The sequence below is a fragment of the Terrabacter sp. Soil811 genome (assembly GCF_001429655.1).
Taxonomy (GTDB): domain Bacteria; phylum Actinomycetota; class Actinomycetes; order Actinomycetales; family Dermatophilaceae; genus Terrabacter.
In genome coordinates this window covers 1-17,861 of sequence record NZ_LMSX01000013.1, presented here as the reverse complement: position 1 = coordinate 17,861, position 17,861 = coordinate 1, and the positions used below count along the sequence as shown (strand labels likewise).

At 69.9% G+C, this 17,861-nt stretch carries 8 protein-coding genes; 6 read left to right on the top strand and 2 right to left on the bottom strand.

Going from position 1 to position 17,861, the window contains the following annotated elements; genetic code table 11:
* Nucleotides 1-65: 65 nt before the first annotated feature.
* Entirely contained in the window at nucleotides 66-1,010 is a 945-nt protein-coding gene (locus tag ASH01_RS21140; RefSeq protein ID WP_056781241.1) for a DUF1254 domain-containing protein, read from the top strand.
* Nucleotides 1,011-1,037: 27 nt separating this feature from the next.
* On the opposite strand, the gene ASH01_RS21135 is transcribed toward ASH01_RS21140, so the two are convergent.
* Nucleotides 1,038-2,927 (bottom strand): helix-turn-helix domain-containing protein, encoded by a 1,890-nt coding sequence (locus ASH01_RS21135; protein ID WP_082620072.1) that lies wholly within the window; start codon nucleotides 2,925-2,927, stop codon nucleotides 1,038-1,040.
* Between the two features lie 68 nt (nucleotides 2,928-2,995).
* Nucleotides 2,996-3,817, bottom strand: a complete 822-nt coding sequence (locus tag ASH01_RS21130; protein WP_082620071.1) for a 3-hydroxybutyrate dehydrogenase — start codon at nucleotides 3,815-3,817, stop codon at nucleotides 2,996-2,998.
* Nucleotides 3,818-4,019: 202 nt separating this feature from the next.
* Here ASH01_RS21130 and ASH01_RS21125 point away from each other — a divergent pair, with 202 nt between their 5' ends.
* From ASH01_RS21125 to ASH01_RS21105, 5 genes are all read left to right on the top strand, one after another.
* Nucleotides 4,020-5,582, top strand: a complete 1,563-nt coding sequence (locus ASH01_RS21125; RefSeq protein ID WP_235509690.1) for a carboxylesterase/lipase family protein — start codon at nucleotides 4,020-4,022, stop codon at nucleotides 5,580-5,582.
* A 20-nt stretch (nucleotides 5,583-5,602) separates the two neighbouring features.
* The gene (locus ASH01_RS21120) at nucleotides 5,603-6,412 is read left to right on the top strand and encodes a 2-oxo acid dehydrogenase subunit E2 (RefSeq protein WP_056780949.1); all 810 of its coding nucleotides are present in this window, start codon (nucleotides 5,603-5,605) and stop codon (nucleotides 6,410-6,412) included.
* 1,361 nt (nucleotides 6,413-7,773) lie between these two features.
* The gene (locus tag ASH01_RS21115) at nucleotides 7,774-10,518 is read left to right on the top strand and encodes a CBM96 family carbohydrate-binding protein (RefSeq protein ID WP_056780946.1); all 2,745 of its coding nucleotides are present in this window, start codon (nucleotides 7,774-7,776) and stop codon (nucleotides 10,516-10,518) included.
* 1 nt (nucleotide 10,519) lies between these two features.
* The gene (locus ASH01_RS21110) at nucleotides 10,520-16,999 is read left to right on the top strand and encodes an RHS repeat-associated core domain-containing protein (protein ID WP_156415701.1); all 6,480 of its coding nucleotides are present in this window, start codon (nucleotides 10,520-10,522) and stop codon (nucleotides 16,997-16,999) included.
* A complete protein-coding gene (locus tag ASH01_RS21105; RefSeq protein WP_056780938.1) occupies nucleotides 16,999-17,253 on the top strand; it encodes a S1 RNA-binding domain-containing protein in 255 nt (84 codons plus the stop codon). The genes ASH01_RS21110 and ASH01_RS21105 overlap by 1 nt, the downstream gene beginning before the upstream one ends.
* Nucleotides 17,254-17,861 lie beyond the last annotated feature (608 nt).

Here is a 17,861-nt window from a genome sequence, read left to right as displayed (position 1 = left end):
ACCGGGACGGCGTTCACCGTCTGTGGGTGATGCCCGCCTGGCGCACGTCGGCCGATCCTGCCGTCATGACCGGTATCCACGTCAATGCAGACACGTTCGCCCGCGCCGAGACCGACCGGATGTTCACCGCGATCGCCCGGGATGCCGGCGGCGTCAACCAGCTCAACCACTCCCGGGTGCCCACACCGCTCGACCACCAGCCGGTGATCCGGATGAACCGCGACACGCTCTACAGCGCGGCGATCGTCGACATCACGAGCGGCGCAGCCCTCAGCCTCCCCGACACGGGAGACCGGTACCTCTCCGCGATGGTCGTCAACCGCGACCACTACGTGAACGCCGTGTTCCACGAGGCCGGCACGTACGAGCTCACGACAGACCGCTTCGACACCGACTTCGTGTGCGTCGCGATCAGGACGCTCGTCGACCCGGCCGACCCCGACGACGTCGCGGCCGTCAACGCCGCCCAGGACGCCATCACCCTCTCGGCCCGCTCAGCGAGCCCGTTCACGGCGCCGGACTACGACGACGGATCCCTCGACCGGACACGGGGCGCGCTCCTGGAGCTGGCCAAGGACTACCCGGGTTTCGACCGGGCCTTCGGCGCACGACAGGACGTCGACCCGGTGCGCCACCTCCTGGGCACCGCGGCCGGCTGGGGTGGCCTCCCGTCCGAGGAGGCGACGTACGTCAACGTCAGTCCCGACCTGCCCGTGGGGGAGTACCGGCTCACGGTGCGTGACGTCCCTGTCGACGGCTTCTGGTCGGTCAGCGTCTACGACGGCGACGGGTACTTCGCCGACGACGGAAGCCGCGTCAGCCTCAACAACCTCACGGCGGACCGGGACCCGGACGGCTCCGTGACCGTGCACTTCGGTGGGTGCGGCGACGGCCGGACGAACTGCCTCGGTATCACGGAGGGGTGGAACTACCTCGTGCGCCTCTACCGCCCGCGGCCTGAGGTCCTCGACGGCACGTGGACGTTCCCGGAGGTCTCGCGCCTCGGCTGACCGTGCTGTCGTGCTGTCGTGCACGGGTCAGGCCGGGGCCTGGAGCGCGCGGAGACGCAGCGCGATCTGCAGCTCGAGCGCGTGGTCGGGGTGCTGCCAGGACTCCCCGAGCAGGGCCGCGATGCGCTCGAGCCGTTGCGAGACCGTGTTGACGTGGACGTGGAGGGTGCCCGCGGCGTGGCGTGGGCTGCCGCCCGCGGCGAAGTAGGCCGCGAGCGTGCCCACGAGGTCGGTGCCGCGCCGCTCGTCGTAGTCGAGGACGGGGCCGAGCAGCTTGCGGACGTACTCGTCGACGTCCGGCGACGAGCCCACGATGAGCCCGGCGAAGCCGAGCTGGGTCGCCGCGGCGCCCTTGCCTCGGTGGCCGAGGGCGATGAGGGCTCCGACGGTGCGGTGGCCCTCCTCGTGCGCCTCGGTGATCCCGTCGACGTCGGTGACCGGACCGACACCGGCCACCGTGACGCACGTGCGCTTGCCGATCCGGGCTGCCACGGCGCGGGCCAGGCCGTCGGGCTCGGTGCCGGGCACGAGGGCGATGACGTCGCCGTCGTGGGAGCCGACGAGCGAGGCCTCACCGGTGGCGGCACTGGCGGAGATGAGCAGGGCCCGGTGTCCGGTCGGCTCGTCGCCGCGGAGCACGAGCAGGCAGAAGGGCCGCTGGGGGTCGAAGCCGACGGCGCGGGCGAGCGCGAGGCGCTCCTCGCGCGAGCCACGCGCGCTGACGAGGTCGCTGACGAGTCGGTTGCGGGCGGACTGCCTGGCGTCGGCGGCCTGGCGCTCGAAGAGCAGGACGAGGGCGGTGACGACACCGGCGCGCTCGACGGTGCGCTGGTCCGAGTCGCTGAGGGTCGGGCCGCCGACGTAGATCGTGCCGAGCCGTTCGCGGGCTGCGGTGACGGCGACGGCATAGACACCGTCCCGTTCGACGAGGCGACCGGCGGCCAGGCCGGGGAGCGCGTTGAGGGCCGCGAACGGGTCGCCACCGGCAGGGTCGTGCTCCGGCGCCGGGCCGGACGAGCTGTGGCGATGCCCGGTCTCGTCGACGAGCACGGCCCACCCTCCGAGCAGCTCGGCGAGGGCGTGCGTGATGTCGTCGACCCCACCGCCGCCGAGCACGAGGGAGGCGAAGCGGTCGTGGGCCGCGGCGGCCTTCTCCACGCCCTCGGCATACTGCCGCACGGTCTCGTGGGCGTCCGAGAGGGCGGCCAGCGCGTTCTCGGCGTCGGCGAGGGCGCGTGTCTGCACGAGGGTCACCGCGGCCAGGGTGGCGAGGTTGCCGAGGAGTCCGACCTCCTCGCGGGTGAACGGGCGCGACGACCGGTTGGCTGCGAACAGCACACCGACGAAGTGCTTCTCGACGATGAGGGGCGTCCCGCAGATCGCGATGATGCCCTCCTCGCCCACGGCCCCGTCGATGGCGTTGGTGTGCCGGAAGCGCTCGTCGGCCCAGTAGTCGGCGGTCCAGTAGGGCTTGTGGGTCGAGGCGACGAGACCGCCGAGGCCGGCCCCGAGCGCCAGACGCACGGACTGGAACGCCGCCGAGACGGACCCGTCGGTGGCCCGCATGAAGGTGTCGCCGGCGTGGGGGTCGTAGAGCGTGAGGTAGGCGAGGTCGGTGCCGACGAGGCGGCGGGCCCGGCGGACGATCGCGTCGAGCACCGAGCCCGGGTCGCTCTCGGTCGCGAGCTCACGGGCCGTGTCGAGCAGGGCCGCGAGGCCGGCCTCGCGGTGCTGGTGGACCTCGCGGGCGCTCGTGATGCGCAGGGCCAGGTCCCGGGCCTCGGCCGGGGCGTCAGCGGCGGCGATCTCGGCGACGGTGGCGTCGGCGGCGAGCAGCTCGAGCAGGGCGATGACCTGGTCTGCCTGCTCGGTGCCCACGTGCTCGGCGGGCGGCTGCGTCTCGCTGCGGGTGGCCACGGGCAGATCCTAGGCGGGTCGGGTCTCGGGTGGGTCGGGTGAACGGGGCGACGGCGGGCTGGGCCCGCTCAGTGGGCCGTCCAGCCGCCGTCCATCGAGAACGACGTGCCGCTCATCGAGCCCGATGCCGGTCCGCACAGGAAGAGCGTGAGCGCCGCGACCTCGTCGGGCTCGACGAGGCGCTTGACCGCGACGGGCGCCAGCATGACCTTCTCGACGACCTCGGACTCGGGGATGCCGTGGGTGCGCGCCTGGTCGGCGATCTGCCTCTCCACCAAGGGCGTCCGCACGTAGGCGGGGTTGATGCACGTCGAGGTGACGCCGTGCGGGGCCCCCTCGAGCGCGACGACCTTCGAGAGTCCTTCGAGCCCGTGCTTGGCGGTGACGTAGGCCGACTTGAAGGCGCTGGCACGCAGGCCGTGGACGCTGGAGATGTTGACGACGCGACCCCACCCGCGGTCGTACATGTGCGGGAGGCTCTGCCGGATCAGACGGAACGGCGAGGTGAGCATGAGGTCGAGGATGAAGTCGAAGCGGTCGAGCGGGAAGTCCTCGATGGGGCTCACGTGCTGGATGCCGGCGTTGTTGACGAGGATGTCGACCTCTGTGGGCAGGTCGGCCAAGGCATCGAGGTCGGCGAGGTCCGCCGTGATCGTGGCGACGCCCGAGCCCTCGGCCAGGGCTGCGAGGCCCTCCTCGTCCCGATCGACGGCGTGCACCTTGGCGCCGGCGGTCGCGAGCGCCCGCGCGACACTTGCCCCGATGCCGCTCGCAGCGCCGGTGACGAGCGCCGTGCGCCCGGTGAGGTCGATGGGGTCGTTGACCGCCAGGGAGCCGCGCTGCTGGCGGTCCGGGGCGTCGTCGCGTGCGTCGGTGCGGGCGTCGGCCATGCGGGAAGACTAGGTAGGCGATCCGGAGCCACCTGTGTGGTGACCTGACACAAAACCCGGCAACCCATGTGGGTCCCGCTCACCTTCGGTCACCGCGTGCGAAAGGGTCCCGGCGGCTGTCGCGGACCTGCCGCCGCACCGGGACCTTCGCCTCTGGCCCGCGCCGCGTCGTCCGCTCGACGATGAAGGGGTGGAGACCGTCGTGAGGACGAGATGTGGGACGGTGCAGGGCTTCGTGCACGAGGGGGTGCACACGTTCCTCGGCATCCCCTATGCCGCACCACCCGTCGGAGCCGCTCGGCTCCGGCCACCCCGGCCACCGGACCCGTGGCAGGGCGTCCGCGACGCGACGAGGCCGGGTGCCGAGCCGCCTCAGGTGGCGCCACCGTCGTCCGGTGGGCCGCCGGCCGGAGCGGGGGAGAGCTGGGACGACGTCACCGGCGCCTTCGAGCAGGTGCGACGCGCTGCCCCGTCCTCGGACTACCTCAACCTCAACATCTGGACGCCCGAGCCCGGTCCGGGCGGTCGGCCGGTGATGGTCTGGATCCAGGGCGGCATGTTCGAGCTCAGCTCGACGGCGGCGTACGACGGACGACAGTTCGCACGTGACGGGGTCGTGTGCGTCGTTATCAACTGGCGCCCCGGCGCAGAGGGCTTCCTGTACCTCGACGACGGCATCGCCGACCTCGGTCTGCTCGACCAGGTCGCAGCCCTGGCCTGGGTGCGCGACAACATCGCGGAGTTCGGCGGCGACCCGGCCCGCGTGACCGTCTTCGGGGAGTCGGCCGGGGCGATGAGCATCGGCTGCCTGCTGGCGATGCCGGAGGCCGCGGGACTCTTCCGCCGAGCCGTGCTGCAGAGCGGTGCCGCGCACCACGTGAGCGAGCCCGAGCACGCCCTGAGCATCGCCCACGACCTCGCCCACCGCCTCGGCGTCCCGCCGACGCGCGAGGCCATCGCGGGCACCGGGGTCGCGCGGCTGCTGACGGCCCAGGCCGACCTGAAGCGTGACCTGCTCGCGGACCCGGACCCGGAGCGCTGGGGCCCAGCGGTGGTGACGAGCACGATGCCCTGGCAGCCCGTCGTCGACGGGTCGGTGCTTCCGGGGCGACCGATCGACCGGATCGCCGCGGGCTCGGCCGCCGACGTCGACGTCCTCATCGGCACCAACACCGAGGACTGGCGGCTGTGGCTCATGGTGAGTGGAGCGTTCGCCGGGATCACCGACGACATCCTGTGCGGGCCGGTCAGCACCCATGGCCACCAGTGTCTCGAGGCCTACGGCCTCGACCCGCAGGTCGCGCTGCACGCCTACCGGGCGCACTACCCGCGAGCCGTTCCCGGTGACCTGCTGGCTGCGGTGCAGACGGACTGGTGGATGCGGATCCCCGCCATCAGACTCGCCGAGGCGCACGCGTACGCCCGCTCACCCGCGCCTTCCCCGGGAGCTCAGGCCGGGACCTACATGTACGAGTTCGCCTGGGGTGCGCCGGGACTCGGCGCGGTGCACGCCCTCGAGGTCCCCTTCGTCTTCGACACGGCGAGGGGCGACACGCCACTCTTCGGGCCGTTGCTCGGAGCGGACCCGCCCCAGGAGCTGGCGCGGACGATGCACTCCGCCTGGGTGGCCTTCGCGTCGACCGGAGACCCGGGTTGGGCGGCATACGACACGGACCACCGCATGACGATGCGCTTCGACACCCCCAGCGCTGTGGTCGACGACCCTCGTGTCTGGGAGCGGGCGTTCTGGGAGGGCCTGCGGTGAGCGGGGACCACAGCCTTCCAGTGGGCTATGTCGTCCGTCGGATCCCGACGGGACGCCAGCCCGTCCTCGACCGGCTTGCCGGGGCGAGCCGTCGGTTCCAGGTGCACGCGCTCGTCGAGCTCGACGTCACGAGGGCCGCGGAGCGGATGCGGGCGGATCCGGAGGAAGGCGTCTCGTGGACCGGGTTCGTCATTGCCTCGGTCGCGCGGGCCGTGTCGTTGCACCCGGAGCTGAACGCCCGCCGGGCCGGTGGTCGGCTGGTCTGCTTCGACCGCGTCGACATCGGTGCCACGGTCGAGCGCGGCACACCCGACCGCCCTGCCCTCGATGTCGTCGTCATCCCGGGAGCAGACCGGCTCACGTGCGCCGAGACCACGGCGCTGCTCCACGAGGCCAAGGTCGGGCAGGCTCCGCCGCACGAGGTCACCCGCCCGATGGCCGCGATGCTGCGACTGCCGGGACCACTACGACGGGCGGCCATCCGCGCCGCAGGGGCTCGACCAGGAGTCTCGGCGCGCTTCGGTCCTGCGATCGGCGTGACGTCCCTGGGCATGTTCGCACACACCTGGGGCTGGGCGATCCCGCTGGCCCCGCTGACCGTGATCGTCACCGTGGGCAGCGTCACCGAACGACCCACGGTGGAGTCGGGGGCCGTCGTCGCGAGGCCGCGACTGCCCCTCACGCTGACCTTCGACCACGCCGTCGTCGACGGAGCGCCGGCGGCCCGCTTCGTCGACACGCTCCGCGAGCTCGTCGAGACGGCAGCCGCCCTCGATGACGGCGCTCGCCGAACCGCGGCCGCTCCACGGCCAGCGCGCGACACGGCCTGACGCGGACGATCCCGCGAGGTCCCACTCAGATGTCGCGGAATACTGCGACGACGACAACTGAGCGTCGGCTCTCAGGGCTCTCACCTGCGCAAACGTGATGTGGCCCGCGACGCTATCCCGATCCGTTCGGCGCTGATTGGGCACTCGGTAGGCACCCCGTGGTGCGAAAAGCGTGCCAAGGAACAACAGCCTGCAAAGGGCACCAGCGAACCGGTCGGCGCGCCGGCATACGCTGCTCACGGCGAGCGTGTGTCTAAGCGCGGCAGAGACGGCGGCGGACGTCTCGACCCGTTCCTCCGCTCGGCTGCGGCAACCCTGGGGTGAGGTAGAGGTAGGGGGCCCGCGGCAGCGTTTGCGCCGGGCGCGTGCGCCGACTGAGCATGGGTGGGCAGCGGACTCGGATGGGGGAGCCTCGCTGCTCGCGGGGTAGCGCGCCACCGCGGCGGTGAACGCGATGAGTTCGGCCATGGCTCGGTCCAGCACCCCCGCCGTACAGAGACCGGGGAGACCGTCCGCCGCCGTCGACTCGGGCGAGCGCCGCCCGGTCACGGCGGGGTGTGGGCCCATCCGCGCATGAAGCTCACCGCTTCGACTGAGGCACGCGCGTCGTGGCGGGCTCGGGCCAACGACCAGACGGCACGCAGGGTCCACCTCCGCATGCTGCAGCACAGCAGCTCGAGCCGTTCCTGTTGGGGTGGCTGGCGGGCGCGACAGCGACTCGAGCCACAGTCGCCGCCACTCAAGTCGAAGGGTCGGCCACCAGGGGGAGCTGTTCCATCACCTGGTCACCACCTGCGCGGGCGGCGACCGCGATGGCGGCCGCTGTGCGGACCTTGTACCGCTGGTCACCGGGCAGCTTAGCGAGCGGCAGGTACCGGCTATTCCCGACAAGGGATAATCCTTCGACGGTGCCTCATGTGCCACGCGCGGTCGTGGCTGCGTAACGCGGGGGCGTCTTTGGGGTCATTCTCCGCAGGGTGATCCACACTGAGCGATACGACAACTTTTGGGCGACTCGACCGTGTAGCGGGACATGACGGTCCTCCGACTCAGTGGAATCGCTCAAGCCCGTTTTGCCCGGGCTATTGCCTTTTCGGATCAGCCGCGACATGATCCTCGCGCTAACCCAGAGTTGAGACTGGGTGTTGAACAGGGGAACAAACTTCATGCGCCGATCGTTCGTGCCCGCCTGCCTCACTGCAGGTCTTCTTGTCGCTATGCCTAGCGTCACCCAGCCCGCCGTTGCTGCCCCGCAGGCCGCGGCGGCAACGACGACAACAACGTCTGTTTCCGCGTCTGTGAGTGCTGGGCAGGCTGCTCAGCAGGCGTCCGCGACGGGTAATCGCGTCAAGGTACCTGGGATGACGTCCCAGACGACGGAGACCTTCGCGAACCCGGACGGCTCCTTCACCGACGAGATCGCGGTCGAGCCGGTTCGGGTGAACCGGGCCGGGGCGTGGCTGCCGGTGGACTCGACCCTCCAGGCGAACCTGGACGGTTCCTGGTCTCCGAAGGTGTCGGCGACGTCGATGCGCTTTTCCGGCGGTGGCACGCAGCCGTTGGCGGTCGTGACCCGCGGTGGGGTCACGGTGGATCTGACCTGGCCCGAGTCTCTACCCGTGCCGGTCATCGAAGGCGATACGGCGATCTACCAGGAGGTCTACCCCGGTGTGGACCTGGAGGTGACAGCGGCCGGCACGAGTCTCACCCACCGGATCGTGGTCAAGTCCCGCGCGGCCGCCAGCGATCCGAGAGTCCGCACGGTGCATTACGGCCAGACGGTGCGCGGCGGCCAGAAGGTGTCCCTGCCGGGTGGCGGTATGAAGGTCACCGACGGCTTCGGGCAGACGGTGTTCGAGTCGCCGGAGCCCATCATGTGGGACTCCAGCTCGAGCCCCACACCAACCTCGACCGGTACCGGGACGTCGTCGTCTAAGCAGGTCACGGCCACGAAGCTGTCCGCCGCTGGCGCTGACACGGGTGGCGCGTCCGAAGACGCCTCCGGCGGGACGTCCGATGCTCCGGTCGAAGGCGACCGCGTCTCTGAGCTGTCCTCGAGCATCACCGCGGACACTCTCACCGTTGCACCCCCTGCGGCCGTCCTGGACTCCGCGTCGACGAGCTACCCAGTGATCATCGACCCCCCGCTCGGGACGAAGGTGCCCACCTACACGATGGTGGACGCGGCGTACCCGACGGTCTCGTACTACAAGTACCCGTCCGCGGACCAGGGGGTGGGCTACCAGGACTTCTCAGCGTGGTCGCGCAAACGCCTCTTCTACGGGTTCACCACCTCCGGCTACAACGGCACGCTGGTCAAGTCGGCCACGTTCAGCGCCTACGAGGTGTACTCGGCGACCTGCTCGGCGGGCACGGTGGATGCGTACCTGACGAACATGATCTCCAGCGCCACCACGTGGAACAACCAGCCCAGCCGAATCGGGTCGATCCGTTCGTCGTTCTCCGTGAAGGCGGGACGTTCGGACTGCAACTCGGGCGGCTACTGGGGCTCGTGGGACGTCAAGAGCGCCGTCGTGGACCGCACGACGGCGAAGGCCTCGACGACCACGATTCAGCTGGCCGGCCGGAGCGAGACGACCGACTCGTCGTGGATGCGTTTCGCTGGCCCGTCCACCGCCAACTACCCGCGCCTGAGCGTGGTCTACACCCATATCCCGTCGCAGGTGTCGACCGGAGACATGAAGGCCCCGACGTCCACGACCTCGTGCTCGACGTCCAGCACGAACCCGGTGACGATCAAGACCGACATCGCCAACAACGCGTATTTCTACGCCAAGGTCAAGGACGGCGACACCGGGACCATGTACCTCGATGTCCTGATCGCGTCGCAGACCCTGTCAACAGCAGGGTTCTCGGTGACCGCCAACACCCTAAGTGCTCAGCAGAAGATCGCCATCCCCACGACCCTGACCAACAACGGGGTCTACAGCTGGAAGGCCCGCGCACGCGACGACGACGGCGGCGTCGGGGCCTGGTCGGCCTACTGCTGGTTCAAGGTCGACAACACCAAGCCCAGCCCGCCTGAGGTGGTGGTTACCGGCGGCAACGAGCAGCTGCTGCCGGCCGGGACGACGAGCGTCGGCCTGACCTTCACCCAGACGGACGCGAAGTACTTCGACTGGAAGCTCGGCACCAGCACACAAGCCCGTAAGACAGCGACATCGGGCAGCGCGCCGGCCACAGCGTCCCTCAACGCGGACGTCACCAGTGTCACCGCGCAGGCGATCGATGCCGCGAACAACGTCAGCAACTCCAGCCCACCAGTGTGGCTGGTGCGTGCGACACCGCAGCGGCTGGCGGGCTTCGGCTTCAACTCGATGACCGATCCCGGCGCGGTCACCGGCTCGCCCTACGGCGCCCAGGCCGACCAGTGGCACCTGCCGATCAGCCCGGACCAGACCCCGTGGACCGACGGTCGCTACGCGGGTTGCGTCAGCGGCACCGACGCCAGCGGGAACCCGCTGCCGCCGTGCAGCACCCCGGCCGACTTGGCCGTGTCCTTCCCCGACGGGTCCTCGCCGGTCTCCGATGACCACCGCCCGGTGCGTACCGACGCTTCGTTCACGGTCGGGACCTGGGTGCACGTCGACGAGGACGCCGGCGTGCAGACCATCCTCGCCCAGGACGGCACGGACGGGTACCGGCTGGAGTACGTCCCGGACTTCCAGGACGCCAGCATGACGACGCCGGCGCCCCGGTTCGTGTTCTCGGTCGGATCGGGCGCCTCCACGGTCAAGGTCGCTGACGCCCTCCCGGCCACTGAGGCTCGAACGAGCCGGTGGGTGTATGTCGCCGGCATCTACAACAAGCTCTCGGCGAGCAGCTCGGAGATCACGGTGACCGCCGTGACGAAGTACGGCGTCGACGACAACGGGCAGGGCCCGATCGACCAGGAGGTCACGAGCGCGCCCGTGGCCCTCAGTCGTGCCCTGACGTACGCCACCGGGACCTTCCGGCTCGGCGACTCCGCCGTGAGCACGCCCCTGCGCGGCTCGGTCGACAACCTGTCCTTCTACCAGGCGGCGATGGCTCAGCTTTCCCTGAGCGATGCCGCGTCTGAGAACTACCCGGGGGCAGGAGCCTGACATGCCGGTTCACCAGCAGCCATCCGAGAAGTCCACCGGCCTAAGCCGTCGCCGAGCCGTCACGGCCCGGCCTCAGAACGGCCGCCGTAGGGCTGTCGTCGGAGTCGCGGTCAGCGCGGTGCTGGCCGGCGCAGCCCTCGTCGCGGCCCCGCTGGCCCAGCCTGCCCAGGCCGACGACACCAGCTTCGGTGCGCCGGGCGCGGCAGCCACGGTTCCGGCCGCGATCATGACGGGCCCCGCCGCACCCAAGAAGCTGGTCACCACCCCCGGCAAGCCCGTCGCCCACCGGGGCCACTCCGTCCCCGCGCCCACCAACGCCACGCTTCGGACGTCGCCCACGCCTGTTGGGGGTACGGCGACCCTCGCCCTCGACGGGGATGCCGCGAAGGCGGGCACGATCTCGGCACGGCTCGTGACCGCGCAGCAAGCGGCAGCTGGCGCCCCCCGCGTGACTGGGTCGAAGGGCACCGGCAGCCAGAGCGTCAACGTCAAGCTGACGCGCAGCGCCGGAAACGCGCTCACGGTGACGGTCACGCCGCTCGCACCCTCTGCCCCCACGACCGCGTCCACGGCGCCGACGTCGACGCAGACATCCACACCCCGCCCGAAGACTGGCTCGGCAGCAGGTGCCGCGGCAGGGGCCGAGCTGCTGATCGACGTGTCGGCGTTCCCCGTCTCCGGTGACGCCCTGACCCGCCTGGTCGCCACGCGCGCCGGCAAGGCGATCCCGGTGACCGCGGTCCCGAAGGGGTCGGCCACGGCCGCGGCGCCCGGGCGGACCGCGAGCGGTGACACGACGGTTCGGGTCCCCGTCAGCCTGGCATCGGCATCCGTGACCACCCTGACGACCGGCGCGTCCGGCGCGTCCGGCGACTACGCCGCGACCGACCTGTCACCGGCCTCGACATGGGGTACCAGCGAGCAGTTCGGTGCGTTCACCTGGTCCTACCCGGTGACGACGCCCGCGTCGGCCGGAGGCCTGGACCCCGACCTGAGCATCGGCTACGCCTCGACGTCCGTGGACGGACGGCTTTCCTCGACGAACAACCAGCCCTCCTGGGTCGGAGAAGGCTTCAGCCTTGACCCGGGACACGTCGACCGCGCCTTCGCCTCCTGCACCCAGGACGCGACTGCGGGCAGCAACAACGCCGCTTCCAAGACGGGCGACCTGTGCTGGAAGAACGACAACGCCTCGATCACGTTCAACGGTTCGGCCACCCGTCTGGTCAAGGACGCGAGCGACGCCACGGGGCAGACGTGGAGGCTGGAGAACGACGACAACTCCAAGGTCGAGCACCTGACCGGGGCCGCGAACGGTGACGGTGGCAGCGCCGGCACGGACGGCGCGGGTGAGTACTGGCGGCTGACCACGACCGACGGGACCCAGTACTACTTCGGCAAGGCCCAGACCGACGGCACCACCCCGGTTACGACGCAGTCGACGTGGACGGTGCCGGTCAACGGTAACGACCCCGGCGAGCCCTGCTACAACAGCTCGTTCGCGTCCGCGTTCTGCAACCAGGCATGGCGCTGGAACCTGGACTACGTCGTCGACGCCCACGGCAACTCGATGACCTACCAGTACACCAAGGAGCTCAACCAGTACGGGCAGAACCGCGCCGCCACGTCCGTCAGCTACGTCCGCGGCGGCCACCTCAGCCGGATCTCCTACGGCCAGACCCGCGGCACCGAGTCCGCCAGCAACGACACCGCACGGGTCGAGTTCACCGTCGCCGAGCGGTGCGTCCCGCGCACCGGCGTGACCTGCCAGGTCACCACCCCGGACGAGCTGACCGACGCGACCAAGGACGCGTGGCCCGACGTCCCGTTCGACATGATCTGCGCCCCGGGCGCCACCTGCACCACCTCGCAGTCCTCCCCGACGTTCTTCACCCGCAAGAAGCTCACCGCGATCACCACCAAGGTGCTGCGCGCGGGTGCCCTGACCGATGTCTCACGGGTGGACCTGTCCCAGTCGTTCCCGCCCACCGGGGACCTGACCAGCCCCGCCCTGTTCCTCGACAGCGTCACCACGACGGGCCTCGTCGGCGGGAGCGCGAGCCTGCCCCCGATCCAGTTCGGCAAGCAGCAGCGCGAGAACCGGGTCGACTCCAACAGCGACGGCTCGCTGCCCATGTACAAGTACCGGGTCAACTCGGTCTCGACCGAGAGCGGGGCCTCGATCACCGTCGTCTACATGGGCGCCGACTGCACCACCAAGCCCACCGACCCGCAGACCAACACCAAGCGCTGCTTCCCCAGCTACTGGTACCCGAACGGAAGCCAGACCGCGGTGCTGGACTGGTTCCACACCTACCCGGTGGCCAGCATCACCGAGGACGGCGGCTCGACCACGTCACTGCCCACCTCCACCTCGTGGACCTACACCGGTGGAGCCGCCTGGCACCTTGACAACTCCCCGGTCCCGCCCGACGGCAAGCACACCTGGTCCGACTTCCGCGGGTTCGGCACCGTCACCACCCGCGTCGGCGACCTCAACGAGCCCACCCCCATCCTGAGCAAGTCGACCTACCTGCGCGGCATGGGCGGCACCGTCACCGCGAGCGACGGCACCACCGTCACCGACAAGGACCAGTTCAACGGGTTCACCCTCGAGGACACCACCTACAACGGCGCCACCGTCCTCGAGCGGAACATCTCCATCCCGTGGACGTCAGCAGAGACCGCCCGAGACGCGTTCGGTCCCTCGTTCGTCACCGGCACCGAGACCAGCCGCGCCATCACGGCCACCTCCGCCGGCGACCGCACCACCGAGTCCACGACGACCTTCACCCCGGACGGGTACCCGAGCGTCGTCGACGACCTCGGCGACAAGGCCGTCACCGGTGACGACCGGTGCACCCGCACCACGTACGCGGCCGTCAACACGGCCAAGAACCTGCGCGGCCTGGTCAGCACCGAGGCCACGGTCGCCGTGCCCTGCTCGGCCACCCCGAACAAGCTCACCGACACCATCAGCGAGACCCGCACCTACTACGACGGCAGCTCGACGCTGACGTCCATCCCGGCCACCGGCGACGTGACCCGGACCGAGTCCCTCGCCGAGGACGCCGCCGGTACCGGCACCCGCTACGTCCAGGCCTCCAAGACCGTCTACGACACGGTGGGCCGGCCCGTCGAGACCTACGACCCGCTCGGCAAGAAGTCGACCACCACGTACACCCCGGCCGACCACACCCCCACCACCGGCATTCTCGCCACCAACCCGCTGGGCCACACCATCACCAGCACCCTCGACCCTGCCCTCGGTCAGCCCACCAAGGTGACCGACGCGAACGGGCGCGACACCGTCATCAGCTACGACCCCCTCGGCCGGCGCACCAAGGTCTGGACGGGGTCCCGGGCCATCACCGCCGTGCCCAACCTCGAGTACACCTACCAGCTGTCCAAGACCGCGCCCAGCGTCGTCACCACCAAGACGCTGCTGGCCAACGGCACCAGCCAGGTCGCCTCGACCGCCCTGTTCGACGGGCTCCTGCGCCCCCTGCAGACCCAGACGCCCGTCCAGTACGACACCGTCAGCGGCGGCGTCGGGCGCGCCCTGAGCGACGTCGTCTACGACAGCCGAGGTCTGACCGTCACCGAGCGCGGACCCTGGCCCGACTCGGCGACCGCACCGGGGGCGACCTACGTCAGCAAGCAGACCCAGGAGGTCGGCCGGGCCGTCCTGACCGAATACGACGGTGCCGGCCGGGCCACCGCCAGCAGCCTGATGGCGTTCGGCACCGTGAAGTCCAAGACGTCCACCGTCTACAACGGCGACAGCACGGACACCCTCCCACCGGCCGGGGCGAGCGCCACCCGCGCCGTCGTCGACGGCCGCGGCCGCACCACGGCGCTGCGCGTGTACAAGGGCAACACGATCACCGGCACCCCGGTCACGACCAGCTACACGGTCAACAACAAGGACCAGATGGTCGGCATGACCGACACCGACGGGTCGACCTGGACGTGGACCTACGACCTGCTCGGGCGCAAGACCCGCAGCGTCGACCCCGACAGCGGCACCAGCACCAGCACCTACGACGACGCCGGCCGTGTGACCACCACCACCGACGGCCGCGGCACCGTCCTGACCTACGGCTACGACGACCTGGGCCGCAAGACCAGCCTCAAGCAGGGCGCCACCACCCTGGCCACATGGGCCTACGACGGCGCCAACGTCACCGGCGGGGTGCCCAACAGCATCGGCCGGCCCACCCGCTCCTCCCGCCTGGTCACGACCACCGTCGGCACGACGACCACCACGAGCGAGTACGCCACCACCGTCGACGGCTACACCAACGACGGGCAGCCCACCAAGACCACCACGACCGTGCCCGCCGCCGAGACCGGTCTGGCCGGCAGCTACGTGCGCAACAACTACTGGAACGCCAACGGGCAGCTGTCCTGGACCACCATGCCCACCGCGCCCGGGTTCGCCGCCGAGTCCCAGGCCTACAACTACGACCTGACCGGGCGGGCCTCGCGCCTGACCGCCGGAGCGAGCATCGTCTCGGCCGTCCAACGCGACGAGTTCGGCGCCGTCGGCCACTACCAGCAGTCCGCCGTCTCCGGCATCGGCGTCATCGTCGACCAGCTCTACGAGGCCGGCACACACCGCCTCCAGACGCTGAGCATGTGGCGCCCGCCGAGCACTACGATCACCAAGCCCGAGCTGTACACCACCTACACGTACAACGCTGCCGGGCAGATCACCACCGCCAAGGACGAGCCTGACACGGCGACCCCGGCGCGCACCGACCGCCAGTGCTACCAGTACGACCCGCTCGGTCACCTGACCCAGGCCTGGACCCAGTCCGCCGCCACCTGCGCCCTGCCGACCGACACCACCTACACCGCGTCCGGGCCGGCGCCCTACTGGGCCTCCTGGACGGTCGCCGACGACGGTCGCCGCCTCTCCGAGACCCAGCACGCCACCTCGAGCGCCAACAACGTCACGATCGGCTACACCTACCCGGCTGCCACGGTCCACCCCACCCCCGCGGCGCCGACGCCGGCCCACGCGCCGTCGAACGTCTCGCGCACCGCGGCGGGCGCCACCGTGAACTTCCCCGGCGGGTACACCGGCGGCGGCGCCACCACTCGCAGCGCCCTCGACTGGTCCGACAGCACCATGACCTGGGACAGCGAGAACCACCTGGCCACCGTCACCCGGGCCGGGAAGACCACCACCGCGAACGTCTACGACGCGGACGGCAACCTGCTCGTCAAGGCCGGTCTCGACGGCTCGCGCTCCCTCATGCTCGGCGACACCCAGATCAGCTACACCCCCGCTGTCGGGGCCACCCCGGCGGTGACCAAGGCCAAGCGCCTCTACATGTTTGAGGGGCAGGTCGTTGGTGTCCGGACCGGCACCGGGACCGCCGGGATCTACTACACACCGCCCGGCGCGCAGGGCACCGCACCGTTGCAGGTCAACGCCAACAGCAACGCCGTCACCAAGCGGTACTACACCCCTTACGGCGATGACCGCACCGCGACAGCCGGGTGGCAGAGCTTCGGCGGGTTCCTGTCTGGCAGCGGCGCCACGACCGACGCGCTCAGCGGGCTGACCCACCTCGGGGCTCGCGACTACGACCCCAACCTGGGTCGGTTCCTGTCCACCGACCCCGTCCTGCAACCCGACGACCCGTCCCAGCTCGCCGCGTACGGCTACTCGGGCAACGACCCGGTTAACCACTCCGACCCCACCGGGCTGGCCCGGATGGACGGGGACATCGGGCCGACCGCCAAGCAGCGCGCGCAAGGCAAGAAGACGTACGGGCCGATCATCCGCAGGCAGCGAGTCGAGTCCTACCGCAAGAGCCACGACGTCCGGCAGGAGTCGCACTACACGCAGCGGCTGCGGGCCTCGAACAACGCCCGCAAGGCCGGCTTCACCAAGTACACGATTCCCGGGGCTGGGACCTTCGACCACAAGAACGACACCGCCTCCAGCGCTGACACCGGCGGCGCCGCCGCCCGCGACATGTGGGACGTCGCCTGGGCCGTCGTCGCCGACGACTTCGTCGAATGCGGCCGGGGCAACGGCGGCTCCTGCGCCTGGGCTGCCGTCGGGCTCATCCCCGGAGGCAAGCTCGCCAAGGGCCTCAAGGTCGGCATCGAAGGCGGAGAAGCCCTCGCCAAGGGGACCCACGCCGCTGTAGCGGGCGAGGACACGGTTAGCTTGTTCAAGGCATCCCAAAAAGGCTTGGGAGAGAGTCACTACGCCAACGGGTATAAGCCCGCCGACTTCCCGGGGAACGGCGCCTACTTCGCTCGAGAGAAGGAAATCGCTGACAGCTACGCGTCGCACTACGGTGAAGGGGTGATCGAGACCCGCGTGCCGCGGGGCGCCTACGACGAGCACCTTGCCCAATACGAGATGAAATACCTCGGAGCGCCGCCTGGCACCGAGCTAGCGATTCCGCCGCACATGCTCGACTTCGTGAGCCAGTTCGAGAGGATTTGGCATTGATGTCCGACCTGACACCGCGCCGGGTCCGCGGCACCGTTACGCGACACGAGCCCTACGGCTTCTACGTGGACTTTGGTGAGAAGGCCGAGGGAGTCGTGGTCGTGACCATGGTGGCTCAGGATTCGTCAGAGTCGAATCCACCCTTTCCGGCGGTGGGTGCTGTCATTGATGCGGTCCTGCTTGGTTATACAGAGATAGGCGGCGAGCCACGTCTGTCCGTGCGTCCGCAAGATTTCGAGTCGCTCGACGAGTGAGCAGTTAGGTGCACTGGGCGGTCGAGTATGCCGGCAGTTCACCGCTTTGCAAGCCGCCAGGCGTGTCAGCGAGTGTGCGTGATGAACCGCAGCATTGGCACGGACCTCATGAAGCAGCAGACGCCGATCATGACTGTCATCTCCAACCCTAATGGGCGAGTTGTCACGATGCATCCAGGAATGCCGAGGTAAAATGGTGGTTATTCTGCTCAAAGTCCACGTACAAAACCAGTTGCACGAAACAATCAGGACCATTGAGGAGCCGGGAGAGCCATTCCTGCATTTCTGCCGTGCGGCTAGCGGCATGCAGGTGCGCTACGTCGATTTCATTTGGCCCTACTCGGACGCTATGCTGAACTTCTTTCAGTTGGCGGCGTGGATTGAAGATTTTCCACGAGCTCTGGACTCAGACGGACTATCCGATGAGGAGCGGGCAAGCGCAAGTAGGGTGCTTGCCGCGGCTAAAGAAGCACACTCCTTGGACGGATACCTGCTCATTGAGGGCTAGATGTACTGACCGGGCACGTTGGTTGAGGGAATGCGACTCATCGCTCTGAGCTGCTGACGTGGGAGGGCCTCCCGCGGTGGAGTGGAACTGCTCAAGGTTC

Bases quoted from the DNA above. Each gene is read 5' to 3' on its own strand.
- ASH01_RS21110 (WP_156415701.1), top strand. From the start codon at position 10,520: ATGCCGGTTCACCAGCAGCCATCCGAGAAGTCCACCGGCCTAAGCCGT.
- ASH01_RS21115 (WP_056780946.1), top strand. From the start codon at position 7,774: ATGACGTCCCAGACGACGGAGACCTTCGCGAACCCGGACGGCTCCTTC.
- ASH01_RS21140 (WP_056781241.1), top strand. From the start codon at position 66: ATGACCGGTATCCACGTCAATGCAGACACGTTCGCCCGCGCCGAGACC.
- ASH01_RS21105 (WP_056780938.1), top strand. From the start codon at position 16,999: ATGTCCGACCTGACACCGCGCCGGGTCCGCGGCACCGTTACGCGACAC.
- ASH01_RS21130 (WP_082620071.1), bottom strand. From the start codon at position 3,817: ATGGCCGACGCCCGCACCGACGCACGCGACGACGCCCCGGACCGCCAG.